Source organism: Dactylosporangium sp. NBC_01737 (genome assembly GCF_035963215.1).
Taxonomy (GTDB): domain Bacteria; phylum Actinomycetota; class Actinomycetes; order Mycobacteriales; family Micromonosporaceae; genus Dactylosporangium.
The window spans coordinates 7936049-7958095 of the sequence record NZ_CP109153.1 but is presented as its reverse complement, the minus strand read 5'-3'; the positions used below and the strand labels follow the sequence as shown (position 1 = coordinate 7958095).

Annotated in this window: 14 protein-coding genes; all 14 read right to left on the bottom strand. The window is 71.8% G+C overall.

Going from position 1 to position 22047, the window contains the following annotated elements; translation table 11 throughout:
* Positions 1–348: 348 nt before the first annotated feature.
* Positions 349–2796, bottom strand: coding sequence for a glycoside hydrolase family 3 protein (locus tag OHA72_RS36280; RefSeq protein ID WP_327000567.1), 2448 nt, complete (start codon positions 2794–2796; stop codon positions 349–351).
* 5 nt (positions 2797–2801) lie between these two features.
* Entirely contained in the window at positions 2802–4181 is a 1380-nt protein-coding gene (locus tag OHA72_RS36275) for an MFS transporter (protein WP_327000566.1), read from the bottom strand.
* Positions 4178–9586 (bottom strand): AAA family ATPase, encoded by a 5409-nt coding sequence (locus OHA72_RS36270; RefSeq protein ID WP_327000565.1) that lies wholly within the window; start codon positions 9584–9586, stop codon positions 4178–4180. Before OHA72_RS36270 ends, OHA72_RS36275 begins: the two co-directional genes overlap by 4 nt.
* Positions 9587–9973: 387 nt before the next feature.
* A complete protein-coding gene (locus OHA72_RS36265) occupies positions 9974–11029 on the bottom strand; it encodes an ABC transporter ATP-binding protein (RefSeq protein WP_327000564.1) in 1056 nt (351 codons plus the stop codon).
* The gene (locus tag OHA72_RS36260; RefSeq protein ID WP_327000563.1) at positions 11026–11943 is read right to left on the bottom strand and encodes an ABC transporter permease; all 918 of its coding nucleotides are present in this window, start codon (positions 11941–11943) and stop codon (positions 11026–11028) included. Before OHA72_RS36260 ends, OHA72_RS36265 begins: the two co-directional genes overlap by 4 nt.
* The gene (locus OHA72_RS36255) at positions 11931–12851 is read right to left on the bottom strand and encodes an ABC transporter permease (protein WP_327000562.1); all 921 of its coding nucleotides are present in this window, start codon (positions 12849–12851) and stop codon (positions 11931–11933) included. The genes OHA72_RS36260 and OHA72_RS36255 overlap by 13 nt, the downstream gene beginning before the upstream one ends.
* 8 nt (positions 12852–12859) lie before the next feature.
* Positions 12860–13990, bottom strand: a complete 1131-nt coding sequence (locus OHA72_RS36250; RefSeq protein ID WP_327000561.1) for an ABC transporter substrate-binding protein — start codon at positions 13988–13990, stop codon at positions 12860–12862.
* Between the two features lie 105 nt (positions 13991–14095).
* On the bottom strand, positions 14096–15760 hold the full coding sequence (gene betA, locus OHA72_RS36245) for a choline dehydrogenase (RefSeq protein ID WP_327000560.1): 1665 nt from the start codon (positions 15758–15760) through the stop codon (positions 14096–14098).
* Positions 15757–16878 carry an aromatic ring-hydroxylating oxygenase subunit alpha gene (locus tag OHA72_RS36240; protein ID WP_327000559.1) on the bottom strand — a complete coding sequence of 374 codons (1122 nt, stop codon included), beginning with the start codon at positions 16876–16878 and terminating at the stop codon, positions 15757–15759. The genes betA and OHA72_RS36240 overlap by 4 nt, the downstream gene beginning before the upstream one ends.
* Complete coding sequence (locus OHA72_RS36235) at positions 16875–18074, bottom strand: NAD(P)/FAD-dependent oxidoreductase (RefSeq protein ID WP_327000558.1); 1200 nt, start codon at positions 18072–18074, stop codon at positions 16875–16877. Before OHA72_RS36235 ends, OHA72_RS36240 begins: the two co-directional genes overlap by 4 nt.
* Positions 18071–18385: a bifunctional 3-phenylpropionate/cinnamic acid dioxygenase ferredoxin subunit gene (locus OHA72_RS36230; RefSeq protein ID WP_327000557.1), complete on the bottom strand. Its 315-nt coding sequence runs from the start codon at positions 18383–18385 to the stop codon at positions 18071–18073. The genes OHA72_RS36235 and OHA72_RS36230 overlap by 4 nt, the downstream gene beginning before the upstream one ends.
* A complete protein-coding gene (locus tag OHA72_RS36225) occupies positions 18382–18939 on the bottom strand; it encodes a sarcosine oxidase subunit gamma (RefSeq protein ID WP_327000556.1) in 558 nt (185 codons plus the stop codon). The genes OHA72_RS36230 and OHA72_RS36225 overlap by 4 nt, the downstream gene beginning before the upstream one ends.
* Positions 18929–21766, bottom strand: coding sequence for a 2Fe-2S iron-sulfur cluster-binding protein (locus OHA72_RS36220; RefSeq protein ID WP_327000555.1), 2838 nt, complete (start codon positions 21764–21766; stop codon positions 18929–18931). Before OHA72_RS36220 ends, OHA72_RS36225 begins: the two co-directional genes overlap by 11 nt.
* Positions 21763–22032 carry a sarcosine oxidase subunit delta gene (locus tag OHA72_RS36215; protein ID WP_327000554.1) on the bottom strand — a complete coding sequence of 90 codons (270 nt, stop codon included), beginning with the start codon at positions 22030–22032 and terminating at the stop codon, positions 21763–21765. The genes OHA72_RS36220 and OHA72_RS36215 overlap by 4 nt, the downstream gene beginning before the upstream one ends.
* Positions 22033–22047 lie beyond the last annotated feature (15 nt).

Genomic DNA, 22047 nt, shown 5'->3' with positions numbered 1-22047 from the left:
AGCGAGATCAGCAGGGCGCTGACCACCTCGATCGCGATCGCGGCAAGCAGTTCGGCCATGGCGGTGCTCCTTCTGTATCGCGTGCGCCGAAAACGTAGGCGCGGCATGTGAACGCCGGATGACCGAACAGGAACGTCAAGGTGGTTCACGGTGGTATTGCAACCGCTGTGACCTGCTCGCGATCCGCAACCGCGTCGACGGGATGCTGCTCGTGGCCCGCCGAACCGCAACGAGCTCTGGTGATGCGTCGCGGACCGTGACCCCGGCAGCCCGAGATCCTGCCCGTCTACGAGAGCGGCGCCACCGTGCGTTTCGCCTCCGCCCCGGGGCCGCCGGGCGCGTCCTGCCTCATCCGGTTGTGAGTGGCACCGTGGCACGGATGTCGCCGAGGCCGCGCGCCACCAGCAGGCGTCCTGGGCCGACGTCCGCCCAGCCATTGTTCGCCGTGTCCCAGCGCCGCAGCGATCGCGGATCTGTCGGCACCTCGACTGTCACCCGCCGGCCCGGTGTCGCCGGAACCGCGCGCCAGCCGGCGAGTCGCACGGGCTGTGCCGGGTCGGCAGGCTCGAAGTACACCTGGACGACCTCGCGGCTCGGGCGGTTGCCGGTGTTGGTGACCGTGACCGTCACCGTTGGCACGGGCGCCCCTGCGACGAGGCCGACGTCGGCGTAGTCCCAGGTGGCGTACCCCAGCCCGTGGCCGAACCAGAACCGCGGTGCCGGGGTGTGGCCGGCGAAGTGCCCGCGGTATCCGATGAAGGTGCCCTCGGCGTACGGCAGGTCGCCGCCGACCGGGGTCACCGACCAGGCCGGGGTCTGCCCGTCGGCGGCCGGGAACGTGGTGACCAGACGGCCGGCCGGTTCGATGTCGCCGGTCAGCGCGGCCGCCACCGCGTGGCCACCCTCCTGGCCCGGCAGGGCCACCCACAGCACCGCCTCGACCTCGTTGAGCCACGGCATGAGGACCGGGGTCGCGGCGTTGACCACCACCACGGTCCGCTTCGCGGCCGCGGCGACGGCGTAGACCAGGTCGTCCTGAGCGCCCGGGAGCCGCAGCGTGGACTTGTCGACGGCCTCGGTCTCCTGCTCCTCGGTCAGCCCGACGACGACCACGGCCACGTCGGCGGCGGCTGCGGCCGCGGCGGCCTCGGCGATCACCTCGGCGGCGTCGCGGGGCGCGGCACGGGCGATCAGGCCGTAGAGCCCGACGCCTGCGGCCGGCGTGCCGGCGGCCGCGGCATCGCGGCCCGGCGGGCGCAGCAGGACCTCGGCCTCGAACACGTCGCCGCCGTTGACCTCGACCGTGCCGGTCGCCACCGGCGGCGCCAGGAGCTCCTCGCCGATTCCGGAACCGGACACCCGCAGCTCGTGGCGCTGCTCGTGGCCGTTGGCGCGCACGTGCCACGAGCCGACGCCCATCGAGCCGAGCTCGGCCGGTCCGCTCGCGTTGATCCGGGCCCGGAACCGGATGGTGGACACGGTGGCATCGAAGTCGTCGTCGACACCGACCACGGTGGTCGCGGCGGGGGCATGCCGCTCCTCGATGACAGCGCCGGCCCCGTCCAGCAAGGTGACGTGCACGCCGGGCTCGCCGGTGGCGGGGTTCGTGAGGAAGCCGCCGCGCGCCGGTACCGGCCGGGTGCGTACCTCGACGCCGTCGACGACCGCCACGTCGCCGGGCAGCCGAAGGCCGAGGCCCTCCGCGACACTGATCTGGTAGGGCGGATTGACCTGGGCCGAGCCGCCCCCCATGTCGATGGTCTCGATCGCGTGCCGGCCGATGAGGGCCACCCGCTCCCCCGGGTGCAGCGGCAGGCCCGCGTTGCGGTTGGTCAGCACGGTGATGCCCTGGGCGGCGAGCCGGGTCAGCTGCTCGCGGCGCCTGGGACTGTCGGGCGCCGGCAGGTCGGCCGGGTAGTCGCGCGGCTCGCCCAGGGCGCCGGCCCGGTCGGCGAGACGCAGCAGCCGGCGCAGGTGCTCGTCGATGACTGGCTCACTGACCTCGCCGGACTCGACGGCGGCGACGAGGGCGTCGCCCCAGGGGCCGTCGGGGCCGGGCATGACGAGGTCGAGCCCGCCGTTGGCGGCCGGGGCCACGGTACGGGTGGCGAACCAGTCGGACATGATCAGTCCCTGGTACCCCCATTCGCCCTTCACGACCTCGTTGTTCACGTGCTGCTGCTCGGTGGCGGCGACGCCGTTGACGTCGTTGTAGGCGGCCATCATCGACCACGGGTCGGATTCGCTGACCGCGATCTCGAACGGCAGCAGGTACAGCTCGCGGAGCGTGGCCTCGTCGACGACACTGTTCATGGTGTTGCGGTCGGTCTCGGACTCGTTGGCGACCAGGTGCTTGAGGCAGGCGCCGACGCCGCTGTCCTGCATCCCGCGCACGCAGGCAGCTGCGAGGCGGCCGGTGAGCAGCGGGTCCTCGGAGTACGCCTCGAAGAGCCGCCCGCCGAGCGGCGAGCGGTGCAGGTTGATGGTCGGGCCGAGCACCACGTGGATCTGCTGGGCCATCGCCTCCTCGGCGAGCAGCCGGCCGACCTCGTAGGCGGCGTCCTCGCTCCAGGCGGAGGCGAGCAGGGTGGCGTTCGGGAGCAGCGCGACGGTCCGGCCGCCGCTGAATTTCAGGCCGCGCACACCGGTGGGGCCGTCGGAGAGCCGCAGTTCCCCGAGCCCGATCGCGTCGCAGGGCGCGAGGGTGAAGGTGGTGGCGCCGGTCAGCAGGGTGATCTTGCCGGGCAGGTCAAGGGTGCCGATCAGGTCGGCGTAGTCGTCGGTCACGGTGGTCATGGTGGTCACGGCACTTTCTTGACGGGGATGATGGCGAGTGCCCCGAGGAAGGTCAGGACGGCGGCGGTGACGTACAGCAGGTCGTAGTTCCGCCCGGCGCCGACGCCGAGCAGGACGGCGCCGAGCAGCGGGGCCAGGGTCTGCGGCATGGCGTTGGCGATGTTGAAGACGCCGAGGTCCTTGGCGTTGTTCTCGGGGCGGGGCAGGACGGCGAGCACGAGCGCCAGGTCGACGCCCATGTAGATGCCGTACGCGGCGCCGAGGATGGCCTCGATGAGGTAGAAGCCTCCGACCGTGCCGACCTGGGTCAGCATGACCAGGCCGAGCGCGAACAGCGCGGTCGAGGCGAAGACGAGGAACTTGCGGCGGCCGAGGCGGTCGGAGATGTATCCGGTGGTCTGACCGACGATGACGAGCACGACCGTGTAGACGAGCACGCCGGTCGCGACGGTGCTGGCGGCGGTGGCGTCGGTGAGGCCGATCACGTCCTTCATCCAGAAGAACCGGAACGTCGTGAACATGAAGCTGCCGAGGATCAGCATGAATCGGGAGACCCAGGCCCATGCGAAGTCGGGATACCGGCGGGGGCTGACCCAGAACGTCTCGAGGAACTCTCGCAGACCCGCGGCCGGTGGGCGGTGCGGCAGTCGCTTGTCCGGCAGGACGAGAGCGTAAAGGACCATGCCGGCGACGCCAATGGCCGCCGGGATCATGAACAGCGCGACCATGTTGGCCGTGAGCGCGCTGGCCAGGTAGACGGCGGCCAGGATGCCGACGCTCTGCATGACGCCGCCGAGGGCCGTGATGGTGGCCGACTGCCGGGGCGGGATCTGGTCGGCGATGGTGGCCAGGTAGGCCGCGAAGCAGGCGTTGGCGGCCAGCTGCGCACAGAACCACGCGATGACCAGGGTGGGCACGCTGCCGGCGATCGCGATCACGAACAGGCAGCAGGCCAGCCCGATGCTGCCGCCGACCATCCAGGGCCTGCGCCGTCCCCAGCGGCCGGTGGTCCGGTCGGAGAGCCGGCCGAAGATCGGGTTGCCGAGCAGGGCGGCGATGGCCCCGATGCCGAGGATGATGCCTTGGGCCGCGGGAGCGCGATCTTCGCCGACGACGGTGGTCACCTTGATGGCCATGCTGACCGTCACCGGGCCGAGCAGCGCGATGAACAACGCCAACTGGGCGAAAGCGAACGTGACGATCAGCTTGCCGCCGGCCGGCTCGGTCGGCGGCGCGATGCCGGCCTCGTACTCCGGCTCGACGTGCTCGTGACCGGTGACCCCCGACGTCATGATCGACGTGGGCAGCTCGGAGCTGCTCGGGGTGGCCGCGTTGATGGTCTCGATGAACGCGTGATGGTGCGCCGTCGGAGGACCGGCGCTCATGACGCCACCTCCTCTACCGGGGTGGACGCGCCTTGAATAGCCCGATCAGGGCGATCCAAACGAGTCAGTGACACGTCTGTGACGGGATGTGTCGTTGCTGTTTGTGGAGTGAGTGGGATTTCCACGTGGAGGTTGGTGCCTTCGCCGTGTGGGCTGTGGAGGACGATTCGGCCGCCAAGTGCTTCGGCGCGGTCTTTGAGGCCGAGCAGGCCGGTGCCGCGGGTGAAGTCGGCGCCGCCGTCGCCGTCGTCATGGACCGTGATGCGCAGGACGGTGTCGGTGGGGTCGACTTCGACGGTGACTGTGGCGGCGGGGGCATGCGCGTGTTTGGCCACGTTGGTGAGTGCCTCGGCGATGATGTAGTACGCGCTGACCTCGACCTGTTCGGGCAGCCGCCGCACCGCGTGCAGGTCGAGGTCGACGGGGAGCGGTGAGCGGCGGGCAAGGACCCGCAGTGCCGGGCCGAGGCCGCCCTCGGTCAGGATCGCCGGGTGGATGCCGCGGGAGATCTCGCGGAGTTCGTCCACGGCGCCGGTTGCTCCGGTGACGGCGCGGTCGAGGCATGCACGGAACGTGTCGAGTTCGGGGGGCAGTTCGGCCTGCGCCATGCGCAGTTGCAGCGCCAGCGCGACCAGCCGCTGCTGGGCGCCGTCGTGCAGGTCTCGTTCGATGCGCTGGCGGGTCTGGTCGGCGGCGGCGACGATCCGCGCCCGTGACCTGGTGAGTTCGGTGCGACTTTCGGCGTTGGCGACGGCCGTGGCGGCGAGTTCGGTGAAGTCGGCCAGTCGTTGTGCGGTGTTGTCGGGGAGGCGTTCGCGGCGTGAACCGGCGGCCATGGCGCCCCAGACCCGACCTTCGACCACGATGGGGCTGGCGACCACGGAGAGGAGTCCGAGGTGGAGGGCTTCGGAGCGGCTTGTTGCCGTGGGGTCCTCGACGTCGGTGCGGGCTGCCTGGCCCGTGGCCCGGACGGTGGCGAGGGCTCGGCCGGGTGGGGGCGCGCCGCGCCAGCCGGCTTGTGGGTATTCGAGCCCGTAGCTTCCCATGACGGTCGCGTCGCCGTCGGGTTCGAATCGAATGATCAGTGTGCCGGTGGCGCCGAAGAGTGCGCTGACTTCGTCGGCGACGGCGTCGAAGACGAGTTCGGGGCGTTCGCCGCGGGCAACGAGTGTCGCCACGCGTCGCAGCGCGGCTTGTTCGTCGGCGATGCGGCGGTATTCGGCGTAGAGGTGGGCGTTGTCGAGGGACACCGCGAGTTGCCCGGCGATGAGTTTGACGCCGTCGAGGCGTTCGGTGGTGAACGCGCCGCGGATGAGGCGGTTCTCCAGCAGGAGCACCGCTTGCAGTGTGCCGCGGCTGAGGACCGGGACGGCCAGCAGTGAGCAGCAGGTGAGGTCGGCGAGGTAGGGGTCGCGGGTGAAGCGGTCGTCGCGGGTGGCGTCGGCCAAGACGAGGGGTTCCCGCATCCGTTGGGTGTATCGCAGGACGGACAGCGGCACCGTGCGTTCGTGGCCGGTGCCACTGGCCGGGATGGCGTCGCCGTCGGGTGCGGGCAGGAGCCAGTCGTGCCGGTCGTCGCTCCACAGCAGCAGGTGTACGCCGGTGGCGCCGGTCATCGCGGAGAGCACCTCGACCAAGCGGGTGTGCAGGCCTGCAACGTTGGTTTCGGAGCTCAGTGCCTGTGAGGCGGACAGGATGCCGAGCAGGTCGATCGTGCCCGTCGTGACGGTGGAGCGTTGGTCGCCGGCGGGCGCGGTGGTCGCGTCGATCTGCGGTCGTAGGGTCGGGTAGGCCCAGTCGAGTTGGTTGACTTTCGCTGTCGCGCCCCAGGCGAGGTATTCCTGGCGGGCTTCGGCGAGGAGGGTGTAGCCGGTGTGTTCAACGCCGTGGGCGAGGTGGAAGCGGGCCGCGTGTTCGGTGATCAGGGCCCGGTGCCACGGCCGTTGCACCTGGGCGGCGTCGTGCCGCGCCGCGTCGAAGGCGAGGACAGCGGCGCGGAAGTCGTCGACCGCCCAGGCCCGCTCCGCCTCCAGCAGCCGCAGCAGATGCTGGAAGTTCTCCGGCGCGTCCACCGCCCGGGCGGCCAGCCACCGCGTCACCTCGTCCAGTTCGGACAGCAGACCCCCACGCTCATCACCACGGCAGGCCCGGACCTGCCCGGCAAGAGCCAACCCACGCAGCACCTGTGTCACGGCGGCGCCCGAAGCGACCGGTTGCAGCGGCATCGCCGCTGCGGTGTGCCGTGTCAAGTCGGCCAGGTCACCGAAGACGGCGGCGGCGATCGCGCGGGTGACATGTACCGACAGGCACGCCAGCACGCTGCTGGCGTACCTGTCGGTGTGAGCTTCCGCCCCGGCCGCGGCGGAGCTTTCGCCCTGCAGGACACCAGCCAGCCATTGGTAGCTTCCGAGCGTTTCGCCGGTCTGCTCGTCGCCGGTCCGCCGGACGAAGGCCAGCCCCGCCTCCACCTCGGCAACGCAGACGTCCAGCGATGACGCGCACTCCAGCAGGCCCTGCGCGGTGACGTTGTAGGTGTGTCCGGCGTTGGCCAGGTCACCCCCCACGATCAACCCCTCCCGGGCCCGCCGAGCTGTCTGGACACCATGTTCGACCGGTTCGAACCAGCAGCTCTGGAATGCGGACAGAAAACGCACCTGCGAGGTGTCCGGCTCGTAGCCGCGGGCTTCGCCCAGCGCCACGATCCGCCGCAGGGCCCGGTACCCGAAGGCGTAGTCGCCGTGCATGTCCACAACGGCGAACGCGGCATGGCTCGCCGGGCCGAGCAGGGCACCGGCCGGGCCGTGCTCGATCCAGATCCGCAACGCCTCCAAACTCAGCCAGGCGACCAAGGCCTGATCGGGAGCAAAGAAGGCCGCCGGCAGGACCGCATTGATCAGACGAATCGCGGCCAGCAGCGCCGGGTCGGTGATCTCCGGTCGAGTCGGCTCGTCGGCGTCGTCGGTGTGATCCAGCCACTGGTGCAGATGGTCGAGCCGGCGGTCGGCCTCCATCGGGAGTTCGTCGGCGGCCGGCACGGCGATGCCGAGTTCCCGCAGCGTTTGCAGGCCGAGCCCGATCGCCTCCGCGAAACGGTTGCGGTGGGTCAGGCTGCGTGCCCGGACCACGGTGGCGTCCGCACGGTCCAGCGTGTTGGTGCACAGCGCTTCGATGGCGCGGTATTCGTCGTCCGCGTCTTCCAGGCGTCCGATGCTGTACAGGGCGGTGTGGCGGCCGGTGTGCACCTCGATCAGGGTGGCGGTGTCGCCGGCGTCGACGAGTTGCAGCGCGGCGGTGAGCAGGGCGTTCACCAGTGCGTAGTCCCCGATCAGCGTTGCCTGACCGGCGGCGCGCCGCAACAGCACTACCACGCGGGATCGCTCCATGGCGTCATCGACCTCGTCGACCACCGGCAGGTACTGCTCCGCCGCGACCGCGAACAACTCCGGCACACCAGCCAACCGCCGTGCCATCGCCAACTGCAGGACACGCCGCCGCCGCGGACCCAGCCCGCACAGGATCACCTCGCGGATCCGATCGTGGCGAAACCGGATCGCCTCGTGCACTCCGGGTTCCATCAACACGAGGCCCTCGTCGAGGGCGGGTGCCAGCCGCTGCTCCACCACACCCGCCGGCTCAGCGGTGGCAGCCCGCAACAGGCTCAGCTCGACCCGCCCACCGAGACACGCCATCGCCTCCGCCATCCGGCGCGACTGCCCCGACAAGGCATCAACACCGGCGGCCAGCAGCCTGGCCACGTCGGAGCGGCCCACATAGGCGCGCACGGACGCCGCGTCCCACCGCCAGCCGGCGGCCGTGGCGGCCAGCACACCGTCGCGCCGCAGCGCGTTGAGCAACTCCACGGTCTCGTACGGATTACCGGACATGTACTGGTTGATCAGCTCGACCAGGCCCGCCGCCGAGGCCCGATCCACGTGCAGCATCTCCGCAACCATGGCCACAGAGTCGGACACCGGCAGGTTGAGCAACCGCAGATGCCGCACCTCCGCATGCTCACACCACCGCGACAGCAGTGGCGCCAACGGATGCGCCGCACCCACCTCGTCCTCGCGATACGCACCCACGAGCAACAGGCCGTCGACCCGCTCCTCACTCAACACCAGATCGACCAGACCCAGCGGCGCCCGCCCCGCCCACTGCAGATCATCGACGAACACCACCAACGGCCGCTTCCGCGAGGCGACCGCACGCAACACCCCCGCAGCCACCCGTTGCGAGCGAACCAGCGCCGTCAGCGGATCCCCCGGATCGGGCGGCACCCGCAGCAACGCCGCGAGCTCCGGCACCACCGCGGTCAACAACCCCGCGTTCGAACCGACCGCCTCCAAGATCCGCTCACGGACCTCAGCCAGCTCATCCTCCGGCTCGGCCAGCAGCAACCGGCCCACCCCACGAAGCACCTGATGCACCGCGTTGAACGCCAGATCCCGCCGATACTGGTCGAACTTGCCCGCCACGAACCAGCCGTCACCACCCGTCACCACCGGCCGCAACTCATCGACCAACGCCGTCTTCCCCACCCCCGGCACCCCACCGACCAACACCCCGCGACACCCACCCGACAGCACCTCCGCAAACGCCGCCCCCAACGCCGCCACCTCCGCATCACGGCCCACCAGCCGCGACGGTGGCGACAACCGCAACGGAACATCACGCGCACCGACCCGAACCCCGACCGCTCCCTGCCCCCCGCCGGTATCCCGCAACCGCTCCAGGTCGTGGAGCACACCCTCCGCCGTCTGATACCGGTTGTCCGGCTCCTTCTCCAACAGATGCATGACAATCTCCGACAGCAACCCCGGCACTGCCCGGTTCACCTCCGCCGGCGGTACCGGCACCCGAGCCAGATGCGCATGCGCGAGCCGCAGCGGATCACCGAAACCGAACGGTGGCGCACCGGTCGCCAACTCATACAACGTCGCACCCAATGCATACAGATCAGCCCGCTGATCCACCGACCGAGCCGTACGCCCCGTCTGCTCCGGCGCCAGATACGCCAGCGTCCCCACAATCTCCGTGTAATGCGTAAACTCCGGACGGATCTCGGCAAACGACGACGCCAACCCGAAATCCACCAGGCACGGCGTGCCGTCACGAGCAATCACGACATTCGCCGGCGTGATGTCCCGATGCATCACACCCCGCCGATGCATCCCCGCCACCGCCCGCGCCAACCCCACCGCAATCCCGACCAGATCATCGACCGGCAACGGCTTCACCAATTCGGCCAGGCTCACACCGCCGACGTCCCGCACCACCACCGACCCTGGGAAGCTCGGCGCCTGCACCAACTGGGCGACGCCCGTCACACCACGCAGCCGCTCCAGGATCGCCAACTCATGCCGCACCCGCCGCTGCGCATCCCGCCCCAGCGGCTCCTTACGCACGACCGTGCACCCCGCAAGGAACTGCCGAGTGACACGCGTGTGCTCACTGTCGTGCAATACCTCAGGCCGAGCAGGTGGATCCCTGCCCGGCAGCACTGTGCCCGGCCGCATCCGACACCCCCACACATGGTCGGAGCCACTTCATAGCCTACTTACCACCTGTTCAACGGCGAAGCCGACTGATCACGAGGACGCACCCACTGCAAGGTTTCACCCTGCGCCTGGGCCGGCGTGGACAGCGAGTCGACGGTCAGCCAGGTGGACGTGTTTCAGGTGTTCCCGGACAACACGGAGCACGTCCGCGCCGTGCTGCCCTGCCTGGCTGCGACCTGCCGCGAGAACGCACCTGTCCATGCCCGGACGGCCATCGAGGCGGACCCGCCCCGATCAGGTGGCGAGCGCCACCGGCACCGGCTGCAGGTCGAGCCGCACGGCCGCGCCCGGGGTCAGCTCGGCCAGCCGGGCGCTGGAGACCTGCGCGGTGACCAGCACGTCGCCCGGCATGGCGACGGTGACCCGGCTCGTGGGTCCGAGGAAGCTCGCCGCGAGGATCCGGCCGGCGCCCTCCGCATCGGCGACCACGTCGACGGACTCGGGGCGCACGAGCGCGGTCACCGGCGCGGTCCGGTCGGCCGGTGCCGCGGACGGATCGATCAGCGGCAGAGCGACGCCGAGCACCTCGACGGTGCCGGCCGAGACGCGGCCCGGCAGGCGGTTGCTCAACCCGACGAAGTTGGCCACGAAGGCGGACGCGGGTCGCTGGTAGACCTCGGCCGGCGGGCCCAGTTGTTCCAGCCGGCCGTCGCGCATGACGCCGACCCGGTCGCCGAGCGCCAGCGCCTCCTCCTGGTCGTGGGTGACGAACAGCGTCGTGGTGCCGACCTCGATCTGGATGCGGCGGATCTCGTCGCGGAGCTGCACGCGCACCTTCGCGTCGAGCGCTGACAGCGGCTCGTCCAGCAGCAGCACCTGCGGGCGGATCGCCAGGGCGCGGGCCAGCGCCACGCGCTGCTGCTGGCCACCGGAGAGCTGATGCGGGTACCGGTCGGCGTGTGTGCTGATGCCGACCAGCTCCAGCATCTCGGCGGCGGTGCGGCGGCGCTCGGCGGCCGGCCGGCCGCGCAGCTGCAGGCCGAACTCGACGTTCTGCAGTGCGCTCAGGTGCGGGAAGAGGCTGTACGCCTGGAAGACCATGCCCATGTCCCGCCGGTTGGCCGGCAGCATCGTGATGTCCTTGCCGCCGACCAGCACCGAGCCGGAGTCCGCGTCCTCCAGCCCGGCCAGCACCCGAAGCGCGGTGGTCTTGCCGCAGCCCGACGGTCCGAGCAGCGCGATCAGTTCGCCCGGCACGAGGTCGAGGTCGAGCCCGTCGAGCGCCTGCACGCCGCCGAACCGCCGGCGCAGTCCTTCCAGCCGCACCGCAACACTCCGCTCGCCGCTCACAACGTCACCTCCGGCGCCACGGGGCTGGCGGGCTCACTGCTCGGACTCACGGTTGGCTCCTTTGAACGGTTGCGCCGCCGGCCTCTGACGGCACCGGCGAATGACAGCAGGAACAGCAGCGCGAAGGCCAGGATCAGCGCGGCGAGGGAGACCGCGACCGACATGGTCGCGCTGCTCTTGCCGAGCAGTTCGATCGCGACCTGCAGGTTGGTGCGGCTGAGCAGGGACGCGAGGGTGAACTCGCCGAGCACCAGCGCGACGGACAGGAACGCGGCGGACAGCACGGCGGACTGGATGTTGGGCAGCACCACCCGCCAGATCACGGTGGCCCAGCCCGCGCCGAGGGAACGGGCCGCTTCGGCGAGCGTGCGGACGTCGATCGCCGTCAGCCCGGCGTCGATGGCCCGGTAGGCGTACGGGAGCACGAGGACGGTGTAGGCGAAGGTCAGTGTCAGCGACGAGCCGCCCAGGAAGTACGTCACCCACGCGTACACCGGTGCCAGCCCGACGACCAGCACGATCGCCGGGATGGTCAGCGGCAGCAGGCACAGGAACTCGATCGTGCGGCGCAGCCGGGGCAGTCGCAGGCGCACCCAGATCACGGTGGGGACCAGGAGCACGAGCATCAGGACCGTGGTCAGCAGGGCGAGGCCGAACGAGGTCGTGATGCCGGCCGACAGGTCGGGGTAGGTCTCGCTCAGGCGCGGCCAGTCGACGAGCAGGCGCCACGTGTCGAACGACACCTTGCCTCCGGCGCCGCGGGTGGTGAACTCCAGCATGGCCAGCAGCGGCAGCGCGAAGAACAGCCCGAGCAGCCCGACGACGACCCATCGGAAGACCCGCTGCCGCCGGGCGCGACGGCGGCGCAGGCCGCCTCGCCGGGCCGGTGCGTCCACCCGGGTCAGCCCAGCCATCGCGAGGTCCTCCGCTGCAGCAGCGCGTAGAGCCACATCACGATCGCGACGACCACGATCATGCCGAGCGCCATCGCCTTGCCGAGGTTGGCCCGTCCGAGGACCACCTCGCTGGTGATCGTCCCTCGGATCTGCAGTGGCACGATGGGGTTGCCCTGGCTGACCAGCGCCGCCGCGGTGGCGTACGCCGAGAACGCGTTGGCGAACAGCAACAGGGTCGAGCCGAGGAACGCGGGGGCCAGCAGTGGCACCGCCACCCGGCGCCAGTACTGCCACGTCGAGCCGCCCAGGCTCTCGGTGGCCTCACGCCACTGTGGACGGATGCCGTCCAGCGCCGGCAGGAACACGATGACCATGAGCGGGATCTGGAAGTAGGTGTACACGAGGATCAGGCCGGGCAGCTCGAACAGCCAGACGCCGCCGGCGTAGATGTCGGCGCCGAGATGGTCGCGCAGGAACACGGTGACGAAGCCGCTGAGCCCGATCGTGGCGATGAAGGCGAAGGCGAGGGTGACCCCGCCGAACTGCGCCAGCACCCCGGCGGCCGCGGTCACCATGCGGCGCAGCAGCCCGCCTGGCTTCGCCGTGACGAGCGCGTAGGCGAGCAGCGCGCCGAGCACCGCGCCGAGCAGGGCGGTGGCGGCCGACAGCACGATGCTGCGCACGAACGCGTCGAGGATGTATCCGTCGGTCAGCGCTGTCAGGTTGTCCAGCGTCGGGCGGTTGTCGTCACCGGCGAACGCACCGATCGCCACGACGAGGGTGGGGATCGCGAGGAACACGGCGACGAACGCGAAGAACGGCACGACGCCGAACAGGTCCAGGCCGCGGCGCAGGCCTCGCCGGCCGCGGGCTCGGACCCCGGGCGCGGGCGCCGCGGGGTCCGAGCGTTGTTGGACGGTGCTCATGCCGACGGTCAGCTGACCGTCTTGGCCCAGTTGGCGGCCAGGTAGTCCTTGGCCTTCTGGGTCTGCGCGTCGGTGAGGAACACGGGCGAGCCGGTGACGGGCGGCAGCGCCGCGTACGCCGGCTTGTCCAGCGTTCCGGCCTTGTCCATCGCGTCGGCGCGCACGGGCCGCGCGCCGCCCTTCAGCCAGAGGTTCTGCCCGGCGTCGGAGTACAGGAACTCCTGCCACAGCCGGGCCGCGGCCGGGTGCGGCGCGTCCTTGCTGATGGCCTGCACGTAGTAGGAACCCACCACGGCGTTGGCCGGCACGACCGTCTTCCAGTCGAGCTTGCCCTTGAGCTTCGTGCCCTGCGCGACGTTGAGGTAGTCCCAGTCGATGACGACCGGGGTCTGACCGGACTCGATCGTGGCCGGCGTCGGGTCGACGGGCAGGAAGTTGCCCGCCTTCTTGAGCTGGCCGAAGAAGTCGACACCCTTGGCGATGTCGTCGGCGGAGCCACCGTTGCCCAGGGCCGCCATGGCGACACCGCTGAAGGCGGCGCCGGCCTGCGTCGGGTCGCCGTTGAGTGCGACCTTGCCCTTGAACTCCGGCTTGAGCAGGTCGGCGACCGTGGCCGGCGCGGGCACCTTGCCCGCGTCGTAGCCGATCGACATGTAGCCGCCGTAGTCGTTGATCCAGGCGCCGCCGGCCTCCTTGAGCGCGTCGGGCACCTCGGCCCAGGTGGCGACCTTGTACGGGGCGAACATCGCCACGTTCGCCAGCGCCACGGCGCCACCCAGGTCGAACACGTCCGGCGCGTTGCCCTGGCCCTTCAGCCGGTTCGCGGCGTTGATCTCATCCTGGCTGGAGGCATCCGGCTGCGCGGAGTTGACCTTGAGGCCGTACTTCGCCTCGAAGGCCTTGATGATCTCGCCGTAGTTGGCCCAGTCCGGCGGCAGCGCGATGACGTTGAGTTGGCCTTCCTTCTTCGCGGCCGCGACGAGCTGGTCCATTCCGCCCAGATCGGCGGCGCTGGCCGCCGTCGCCGCGTTGCTCGACGATGCCGGGCTCTCCTTCTCCGGCGGCGAACACGCAGCGACGGAGATGGCCAAGAGCGAGGTCGCCACGAGTGCGCTGGCACGGGCAAATCGGGTGTGCATAGAAGCCTCCTTCAAGCGGCCGGGCATGGAGCCGCCCGGCCGGACGTGATCATCGCCCATCCGGGCGGGACAATCAGTAACCATTCGATGGCCTGCGGATGACGATCATGCTTGCGGCCTGTCCGCGACCCGGTGCTGGTAGAACTCGACCTCGGCGGGGGCGAGCGGGGTGTTGCCGAGGATGAGGTCGGCGCTCTTCTCCGCGAGCATCATCACCGGCGCGTAGATGTTGCCGTTGGTGACGTACGGCATGACCGAGGCGTCGACCACGCGCAGGCCGTCGACGCCGTGCACCCTCAGGCTCGACGGGTCGACGACCGCCGACTCGTCGGTGCCCATCCGGCACGAGCACGACGGGTGCAGCGCCGTCTCCGCCTCCCGGCCGACCCAGTCCAGGATCTGCTCGTCGGTCTCCACGCCGGGGCCGGGCGACAGCTCTCCCCCGTCGTACCCGCGCAGCGCCGGCTGCCCGAGGATGTGCCGCGACACGCGGATCGCCTCGACCCATTCCCGCCGGTCCTTCTCGGTGGACAGGTAGTTGAAGCGCAGCGCCGGCGGCACCCGTGGATCGGCGCTCGTGATCTTGACCGAGCCCACGGCGTCGGAGTACATCGGGCCGACGTGCACCTGGTAGCCGTGGCCGCCGGCAGGGGCGGAGCCGTCGTACCGCACCGCCAGCGGCAGGAAATGGAACATGAGGTTGGGGTAGGCGACCTCCTCGTTGCCGCGGACGAATCCGCCGCCCTCGAAATGGTTCGTGGCGCCGGGGCCCTCGCGCAGGAACAGCCAGCGGAAGCCGATCCACGGGTAGCGCCACCGCTGCAGGTTCGGCTGCATCGAGACGGGAGAAGTGCAGGCGTGCTGGACGTAGACCTCCAGGTGGTCCTGGAGGTTCTCGCCGACGCCGGGCACGTGCGCGACCGCGTCGATGCCGAGCGCGGCCAGCTCCGCGGCGTTGCCGACACCGGACAGCTGCAGCAGCTGCGGGGAGTTGATGGCGCCGCCGCACAGGATGACCTCGCCGGCGCGGACCTGCCGGACCGTGCCGCCGTGGCGGTATTCGACGCCGACGGCGCGGGTGCCCTCGAACAGCACCCGCGTCACGAACGCGCGCGTGCGCACCCGCAGATTCGGTCGGCGCATCACCGGGTGCAGGTAGGCGCGCGCCGCGGAGAGCCGCCGTCCACGGTGAACGTTGCGGTCGAACGGCGCGAACCCTTCCTGCCGGTAGCCGTTGACGTCGTCGGTGAGCGGATAGCCGGCCTCCTGCACGGCGGCGAAGAAGGCCTGGAACAGCGGGTTGCCGGCCGGTCCGCGCTCCAGCACCAGCGGGCCGTCGTGGCCCCGGAACGCGTCGTCCGGCTCGGCGGCAAGGCACGTCTCGAGCCGCCGGAAGTAGGGCAGGCAGTGCGCGTAGTCCCAGGCGGCCATGCCCGGGGCGGCGGCCCACCGCGCATAGTCCAGCGGGTTGCCGCGCTGGAAGATCATGCCGTTGATGCTGCTCGATCCGCCGAGCACCTTGCCGCGGGCGTGGTAGATCCGGCGCCCGTGCAGTTGCGGCTCCGGCTCCGAGGAGTACCGCCAGTCGTAGAACCGGCTGCCGATCGGGAACGTCAGCGCCGCCGGCATGTGGACGAACACGTCCCACGGGTAGTCGGACCGGCCGGCCTCCAGGACCAGCACCCGGTGCGCGGGGTCGGCGGAGAGCCGGTTGGCCAGCACGCTGCCGGCCGATCCGCCGCCCACGATGACGAAGTCGACGTCGTTCATCGCGCGCCCAGCCTCGTGCTGACCCAGGAATGAAAGTCGCCGATGTGATGCTCGTTGGGGACCAGCACGCCGCCCCGCGCGTACATGCGGGAGCTCATCGCCGGCTGGCACCGCTCGCACGCCTCGAAGTCCTGCAGGTTGACGCGGTGGAACAGCTCGACCGAACGCTCGATGTCCTTGCCGGAGCGCACGACGCCGGGCAGGTAGAGCCAGTCGCACTCCACGATCGTGCGGTCGGCGGCGAGCGGGAACATCCGGTGCAGGATCACGTGGTCGGGCACCAGGTTGAGGAACACCTGTGGCCGGATGGTGGCCGCGTAGTAGCGGCGGTCCTGCTCCGGCGCGATCCCCGGGATACGGTCCAGCCCGGGCGAGCCGTCGACGGTGAACCCCTCGATGCCGGCGCCGAACTGCGCGCCGTGCCCGACGAAGTACTGCGCCGCGTAGCCGTCGGCGAACTCGGGGAGCACCTCGACCAGTTCCGGGTGGATGGTCGCGCAGTGGTAGCACTCCATGAAGTTCTCGACGATGAGCTTCCAGTTCGCCTTGACGTCGTAGACGATCCGGCGGCCGAGGGCCAGCTGCTCGATGCCGTACCGCTCGATGGCGGCCGGGTCGCCGAGGCGTTCGGTCACCGCGCCGATGACCTGCTCCTCGAACGACGGCGGCGCGTCGGCGAGGCACAGCCACACGTACCCGAGCCATTCGCGGACGTGGACCGGCACCAGGCCGTAGGCGTCGCGGTCGATGTCGGCCATCTTCGTCAGGTTCGGGGCCGCGATCAGGCGGCCGCCGAGGTCGTAGGTCCACGCATGGTAGTAGCACCGGAACGCCCGCTGCACCGTGCCGCTCGGCTCCGTGCACAGCCGGGCGCCACGGTGCCGGCAGACGTTGAAGTACGCCCGCACGGACTGGTCGCGGGCCCGGGTGACCAGGATGCTCTCGCGGCCGACCTGGACGGTCCGGAACGCACCCGGCGCGGCCAGCTCGTCGGATCTGGCCGCGCAGAACCACATCGCCTCGAAGATGCGCTCCTGCTCCTGGGCGAACACCTGCGGGTCGGTGTACGCGTCGCCCGGCAGCGTTGCGATGAGACTGGGGGGCAGGCTGAGGGTCACGGCGCCTCCAAGGGCAGTGGGGCAGCGAGTCGGCGTCGCCAACGGGAGAAGGCCGGCGTGCGGTTCATGCCGAGGACGGCGACCGGGCGCCCTGAAGGCCCTGGGCGCCGGTACACCGCCAGGAAGCTGCGGCCGGCCACGTCGCCGTCCTCGATGCTGACGTCGTCGCCGGGCAGCGCGTGTCCGGCGAACTGGATCCGGGCGCCGTACTGCTCGGACCAGAAGTACGCGGGCGCCGGGGCGGGTGGTGCCGCTCCGAGCAGCGTGGCCGCAGCCGTCCTGGCCCGCTCGCGCGCCGAGGTCCAGTGTTCGATGCGGTGATGCACGCCCAGGTCCGGGTCGTACCAGCTGGCGCAGTCACCGACCGCCACGATGCCCGGCGCACCGGTCGCGCCGTGCGCGTCGCAGTGCACGCCTCCCTCGACGGTCAGGCCGGAGCCGGCCAGCCAGTCGACCGCCGGGCGGCTGCCGACGCCGACGACCACCACGTCGGCGGGCAGGTGCCGGCCGCCGCGCAGGAGCACACCGTCGACGCGCTCAGTGCCGCCGGCGCCGCCGGCGGTGACGCGATCCACGCCGGCGCCGCAGATCAGCGTCGTCCCGTGCTCGGCGTGCAAGGCGGCGACCGTCGCGCCCATCGCGATGCCGAGCGGGCCAGCGAGGGGCGTCGGCAGCGCCTCCACCACCGTGACGTCCACGCCCATCGCGCGGGCGGTCGAGGCGACCTCGGCGCCGATGAAGCCGGCGCCGACGATGACGAGGCGGCGCGCCGAGGTCAGGTCGGCGCGCAGTGCCCGGGCGTCTTCAAGGGTCCGCAGCGTGTGCATGCCCGGCGGGCGCCCGGTCCGGGTGTGGCCGGGCAGCTCGCGCGCGACGGCACCGGTCGCCAGGACGATGCCGTCAGCGCGCAGCGTGGCGCCGCCGTCGAGGCGAACGGTCCGCGTCACCGGGTCGAGTCCGGTCGCGGCCCGCCCGAGCAGCCAGCGCGCCGAGAGGTCCTCGCCGCCGCCCTCCAGGGTCAGGTCCTCCTCGGTGTACTGCCCGGCCAGGAACTCCTTCGACAGCGGCGGCCGGTCGTAGGGGCGGTGCGCCTCGGCGCCGGCGAGCACGAGCTCGCCGTCGAAGCCGTGCGCACGCAGGGCGCGGGCGGTGCACAGGCCCGCCAGGGAGGCGCCGACGATGACGATCCGCTTCATGGCGCGCTCACCGACGGCGTCACGTAGACGGTGCCCTCGACCACGTCGACCCGGTGCGTGCGCACCGGCCGTTTCGCCGGTGGCGCGTCGGCCCGGCCGGTGCGCAGGTCGAACCGCGAGGCGTGCAGCGGGCACTCGACCTCGCACCCCTCCAGCCAGCCGTCGGTGAGGGACGCGTCCTGGTGGGTGCACGTGTCGTCGATCGCGTACACGTCGCCGTCCTCCGTGCGGAACACCGCGATCGGCGGGTCGACGTCGAGCCGCCGGGCCTCGCCGGGCGCCAGCGCTGCGAGGGCGCACACCGCGATCATGCCGCTGCCCCCGCCGCCGTCACGTACTCGACCAGCGCGTCGAGCAGCCAGCGGGCCAGGTAGTCGGCGAACGAGGCCCGCACGAACACGTGGTAGCGGTCCGGGCCGGGCCGGTGCAGCACGACCTGCGCCTTGGCCAGGTTGGTCTGCGCGCACCCGCCGACGGGGAACGCCTCCGGGTGCAGGTCCAGCGAACAGCCGTGGGCGAGCACGTCGCGCGCCCGCGGTCCGTTGAGTTGCAGCACGGTACGCGCCGCGGAGACGTCGACGACCGAGTAGTGCTCGTCGCCCAGTTCCTTGCGCAGCAACGGCTCCAGCGACTCGCCGGATTCGCCGACCAGCAGGTGCCAGCCCGGGCCGAGCCACAGCAGGGTGTGCGTTGCGGCAACAGCGGCCAGTCGGGTCGCGGCGACACCGCGCACCTCCAGCTGGTGCAGGAACGCGAGTTCCGTCAGGTGTACCGTCGCCGCGCCGCCGGCCGCGGCCAGTTCGCCCGCGAGGTGCTCCAGCGGGCTGCGGCGCGGATGCGGTCCACTGTGGACGTCAGCCGTCACGGTGCGCGCCCTCCTTGTCGTAGAACACCGGCTCGACCACGACGACCGGATGGGCCTGCCCGTCCGACACCGCGAACAGGGTCTCGCCCCGCCGGTCGAGCCCGCCGGCGAGCAGGCCGAGCGCGAACGACCGGCCCAGCGCGGCGCTGCGGTAGCTGGAGGTGACGTGCCCGAGCATCGCCGCCGGTATCAGTGGCGGTACGCCCGCCACCAGCTGCGCGCCCTCGGCGACGACGGTGTCCGGGTCGGCCGGCAGCAGCCCGACGAGCTGCTTGCGGCCGGCGCGGGCGGTGTCGGCGCGCTGGAACGAACGCTCGCCGATGAAGTGCTTCGCCTTCGACACCGCCCAGCCGAGGCCCGCGTCGGCGGGCGCGACGGTGCCGTCGGTGTCCTGTCCGACGATGATGAACCCCTTCTCGGCGCGCAGGACGTGCATCGCCTCGGTGCCGTACGGGGTGATGCCGTAGGGCATCCCGGCCGCGTGCACCGCCTCCCACAGCGCGAGGCCGTGCCAGGCCGGCACGTTGATCTCGTAGCTGAGCTCGCCGGTGAAGCTGATCCGGAAGATCCTCGCCGGGATGCCGCCGTCCGCGGTCCGCAGCACCGTTTCACGCACGGTCATGAACGGGAACGTCTCGGCCGAGACGTCGAGGTCGGGCGCGAGGATGCGCACGACGTCGCGGGCGCGCGGCCCGGCGACCGCCACCGCCGCCCACTGGTCGGTGACCGAGGTGGCGTGCACGCGCAGGTCCGGCCACTCGGTCTGCAGCCACTCGTCAAGCCAGTCGAGCACCGCGGCCGCGTTGCCGGTGGTGGTGGTCAGGTGGTACCGGTCCGGGGTGAGCCGGGCGGTCACCCCGTCGTCGAAGATCATCCCGTCCGGCCGGCACATCACGCCGTACCGGCAGTGGCCGACGGCGAGCGAGGAGAACTTGTTGGTGTAGATCCGGTCCAGCAGCACCCCGACGTCGGGGCCCTGCAGGTCGATCTTCCCGAGCGTGCTGACGTCCATCATCGCCACGCCCTCGCGGGCGGCGCGGCACTCGCGCAGCACCGCGGCGTCGAGATCCTCGCCGGGCCGGGGGTAGCACCAGGGGCGTTTCCATTGCCCGACGTCCTCGAAGACGGCGCCGTTGGCCTCGTGCCAGTCGTGGACCGGGGTGCGGCGCACCGGGTCGAGCAGCTGCCCGCGGTCCCGGCCGGCGAGCAGCGCGAACGAGATCGGCGTGGCCGGTGGCCGGTGGGTGGTGGTGCCGAGTTCGCCGACCGGCCGGCCGAGGGTCGCGGCGAGCACGCCAGCACCCGCCACGCCCGTGGACCGGCCCTGGTCGGCGCCGGTGCCGATGGTGGTGTACCGCTTGACGTGCTCGCTGGAGCGCATCCCCGCGCCGACGGCCCGGCGCAGGTCGCGCAGGGTCGCGTCGCGGTGCGCGTCGACGAAGACCTGGTCCTCCCGCCCGGGCCCGGGCTCGACCAGCCACAGCGTGGCCGGCCCGGTGCCCGGCGCCGCCGGCCTCGCACGCGGGCGCGGTGGTGCCTCGTGACCGGCAGCCTCGCCCTCGGCGATCGCCTCGGCCAGGTCGAACGTGCCGTTGGCCGCGCCGACCGGGCGGTGCCCGCCGACGGCCGCGCCGGGCACGAACGCCGCCACGGCGTCGGACCAGGAGGTGCGCCCGCCGGCCTGGCTGTACAGGTGCACGTTGGGATTCCAGCCGCCGGACACCGCGAGGAGGTCGCACTCGATGCGCCGCGCCGGGCCGGACGGCGAGCCGTGCACGTCGATGGGCGCCACGTGTGCGGCGGTGAGCACGCCGCCCGCGTCGCCGTCCGTGCCGGTGACGCCGTACCCGGTCCAGACCGGCACTCCCCTGCCCCGCAGCGCCTCGATGAGCGGCCCCTGCGCGCCGGCGCGCGCATCGAGGACACCGGTCAGCTCCACGCCCAGGTCGAGCAGGTCCAGCGCGTCGCGCAGCGCGCGGTCGTGGGCGCCGAACACCAGCGCGCGCCGGCCGGTGCGCACCCCGTAGCGCCAGGCGTACCCGGCGGCGGCTCCGGCGAGCATGACACCGGGCCGGTCCCCACCGGCGAAGAGGATCGCACGCTCGTGCGCGCCGGTGGCCAGGATGACGCGCCCCGCGCGGATGTGCCAGAGCCGTTGCCGCGCCACGTGCGCCGGTGCCGCATCGCCGAGGTGCTCGGTGCGCCGCTGCACCGCGACGAGGAAGTTGTGGTCGTACGAGCCGGTGACGGCCGTCCGGGTGAGCACGCGCACCTCGGGCAGCGCGGCCAGCTCGGCGGCCATCGCCGGCACCCGGTCCAGCGCCGGTGAGGGCCGCCCGGCCAGCAGCGCACCGCCGAGCTCCGGTTGTTCGTCGGCGAGCAGGACGCGGGCGCCGGTCCGGCCGGCGGCGAGCGCGGCGGCCAGCCCGGCCGGGCCGCCGCCGACGACGAGCACGTCGACGTGGATCCAGGTCTTGTCGTACCGCGAGGGGTCCGGGGTGTCCGGCAGCTCGCCCTTGCCGGCGAGCGACCGGGCGGTCAGGCCGTCGTAGACCTCCAGCGTGGTCGCGCGGGCCATCGGTTCGCCCGGACCGCTGTCGACCTGGACGAACGCGTGCGGCTCGGCCGGGCCGAGGTCGGCGACGCCGCGCGGGCGGCCCGTGTACGGGCCGCGTGCGACGATCCGCACGCCGTTGGCCAGCAGCGCCGAGGCGAGGGTGTCGCCGGGGTGCGCCGGGTACTCCCGGCCGTCGAAACGCAGCGTGACGGTGCGGGTCCGGTCGACGCGACCGCCGACCGGCAACCGGAACTGCCCCGCCGCTGTCATCGCCGGTCCCCGGTGGCGGGACCGGCGGGCTGGATCTCGTTCGACACGGTGTGCCGCACGATGGTGAACCAGCGCCGGCATCCGGCCGTGTGGCACCACCGCTCGGCGAACCATCCCTTGGGGTTGTCCCGCATGAAGACGTACTCGGCCCACCGGGTGTCCGGCAGCGCCATCGGGTCCGGCGGGTAGGCGACGCCGGCCTGCCCGCCGTAGCGGAACTCGGTCTCGTCGCGGTGTCCGCACCAGGGGCACGGAATGGACAGCATCTCCCGATCCCTCCC

Coding starts and splice junctions, on each gene's coding strand:
- OHA72_RS36280 (WP_327000567.1), bottom strand. CDS start 2,796: ATGACCACCGTGACCGACGACTACGCCGACCTGATCGGCACCCTTGAC.
- OHA72_RS36275 (WP_327000566.1), bottom strand. CDS start 4,181: ATGAGCGCCGGTCCTCCGACGGCGCACCATCACGCGTTCATCGAGACC.
- OHA72_RS36260 (WP_327000563.1), bottom strand. CDS start 11,943: ATGGCTGGGCTGACCCGGGTGGACGCACCGGCCCGGCGAGGCGGCCTG.
- OHA72_RS36255 (WP_327000562.1), bottom strand. CDS start 12,851: ATGAGCACCGTCCAACAACGCTCGGACCCCGCGGCGCCCGCGCCCGGG.
- OHA72_RS36250 (WP_327000561.1), bottom strand. CDS start 13,990: ATGCACACCCGATTTGCCCGTGCCAGCGCACTCGTGGCGACCTCGCTC.
- betA (WP_327000560.1), bottom strand. CDS start 15,760: ATGAACGACGTCGACTTCGTCATCGTGGGCGGCGGATCGGCCGGCAGC.
- OHA72_RS36235 (WP_327000558.1), bottom strand. CDS start 18,074: ATGAAGCGGATCGTCATCGTCGGCGCCTCCCTGGCGGGCCTGTGCACC.
- OHA72_RS36230 (WP_327000557.1), bottom strand. CDS start 18,385: ATGATCGCGGTGTGCGCCCTCGCAGCGCTGGCGCCCGGCGAGGCCCGG.
- OHA72_RS36220 (WP_327000555.1), bottom strand. CDS start 21,766: ATGACAGCGGCGGGGCAGTTCCGGTTGCCGGTCGGCGGTCGCGTCGAC.
- OHA72_RS36215 (WP_327000554.1), bottom strand. CDS start 22,032: ATGCTGTCCATTCCGTGCCCCTGGTGCGGACACCGCGACGAGACCGAG.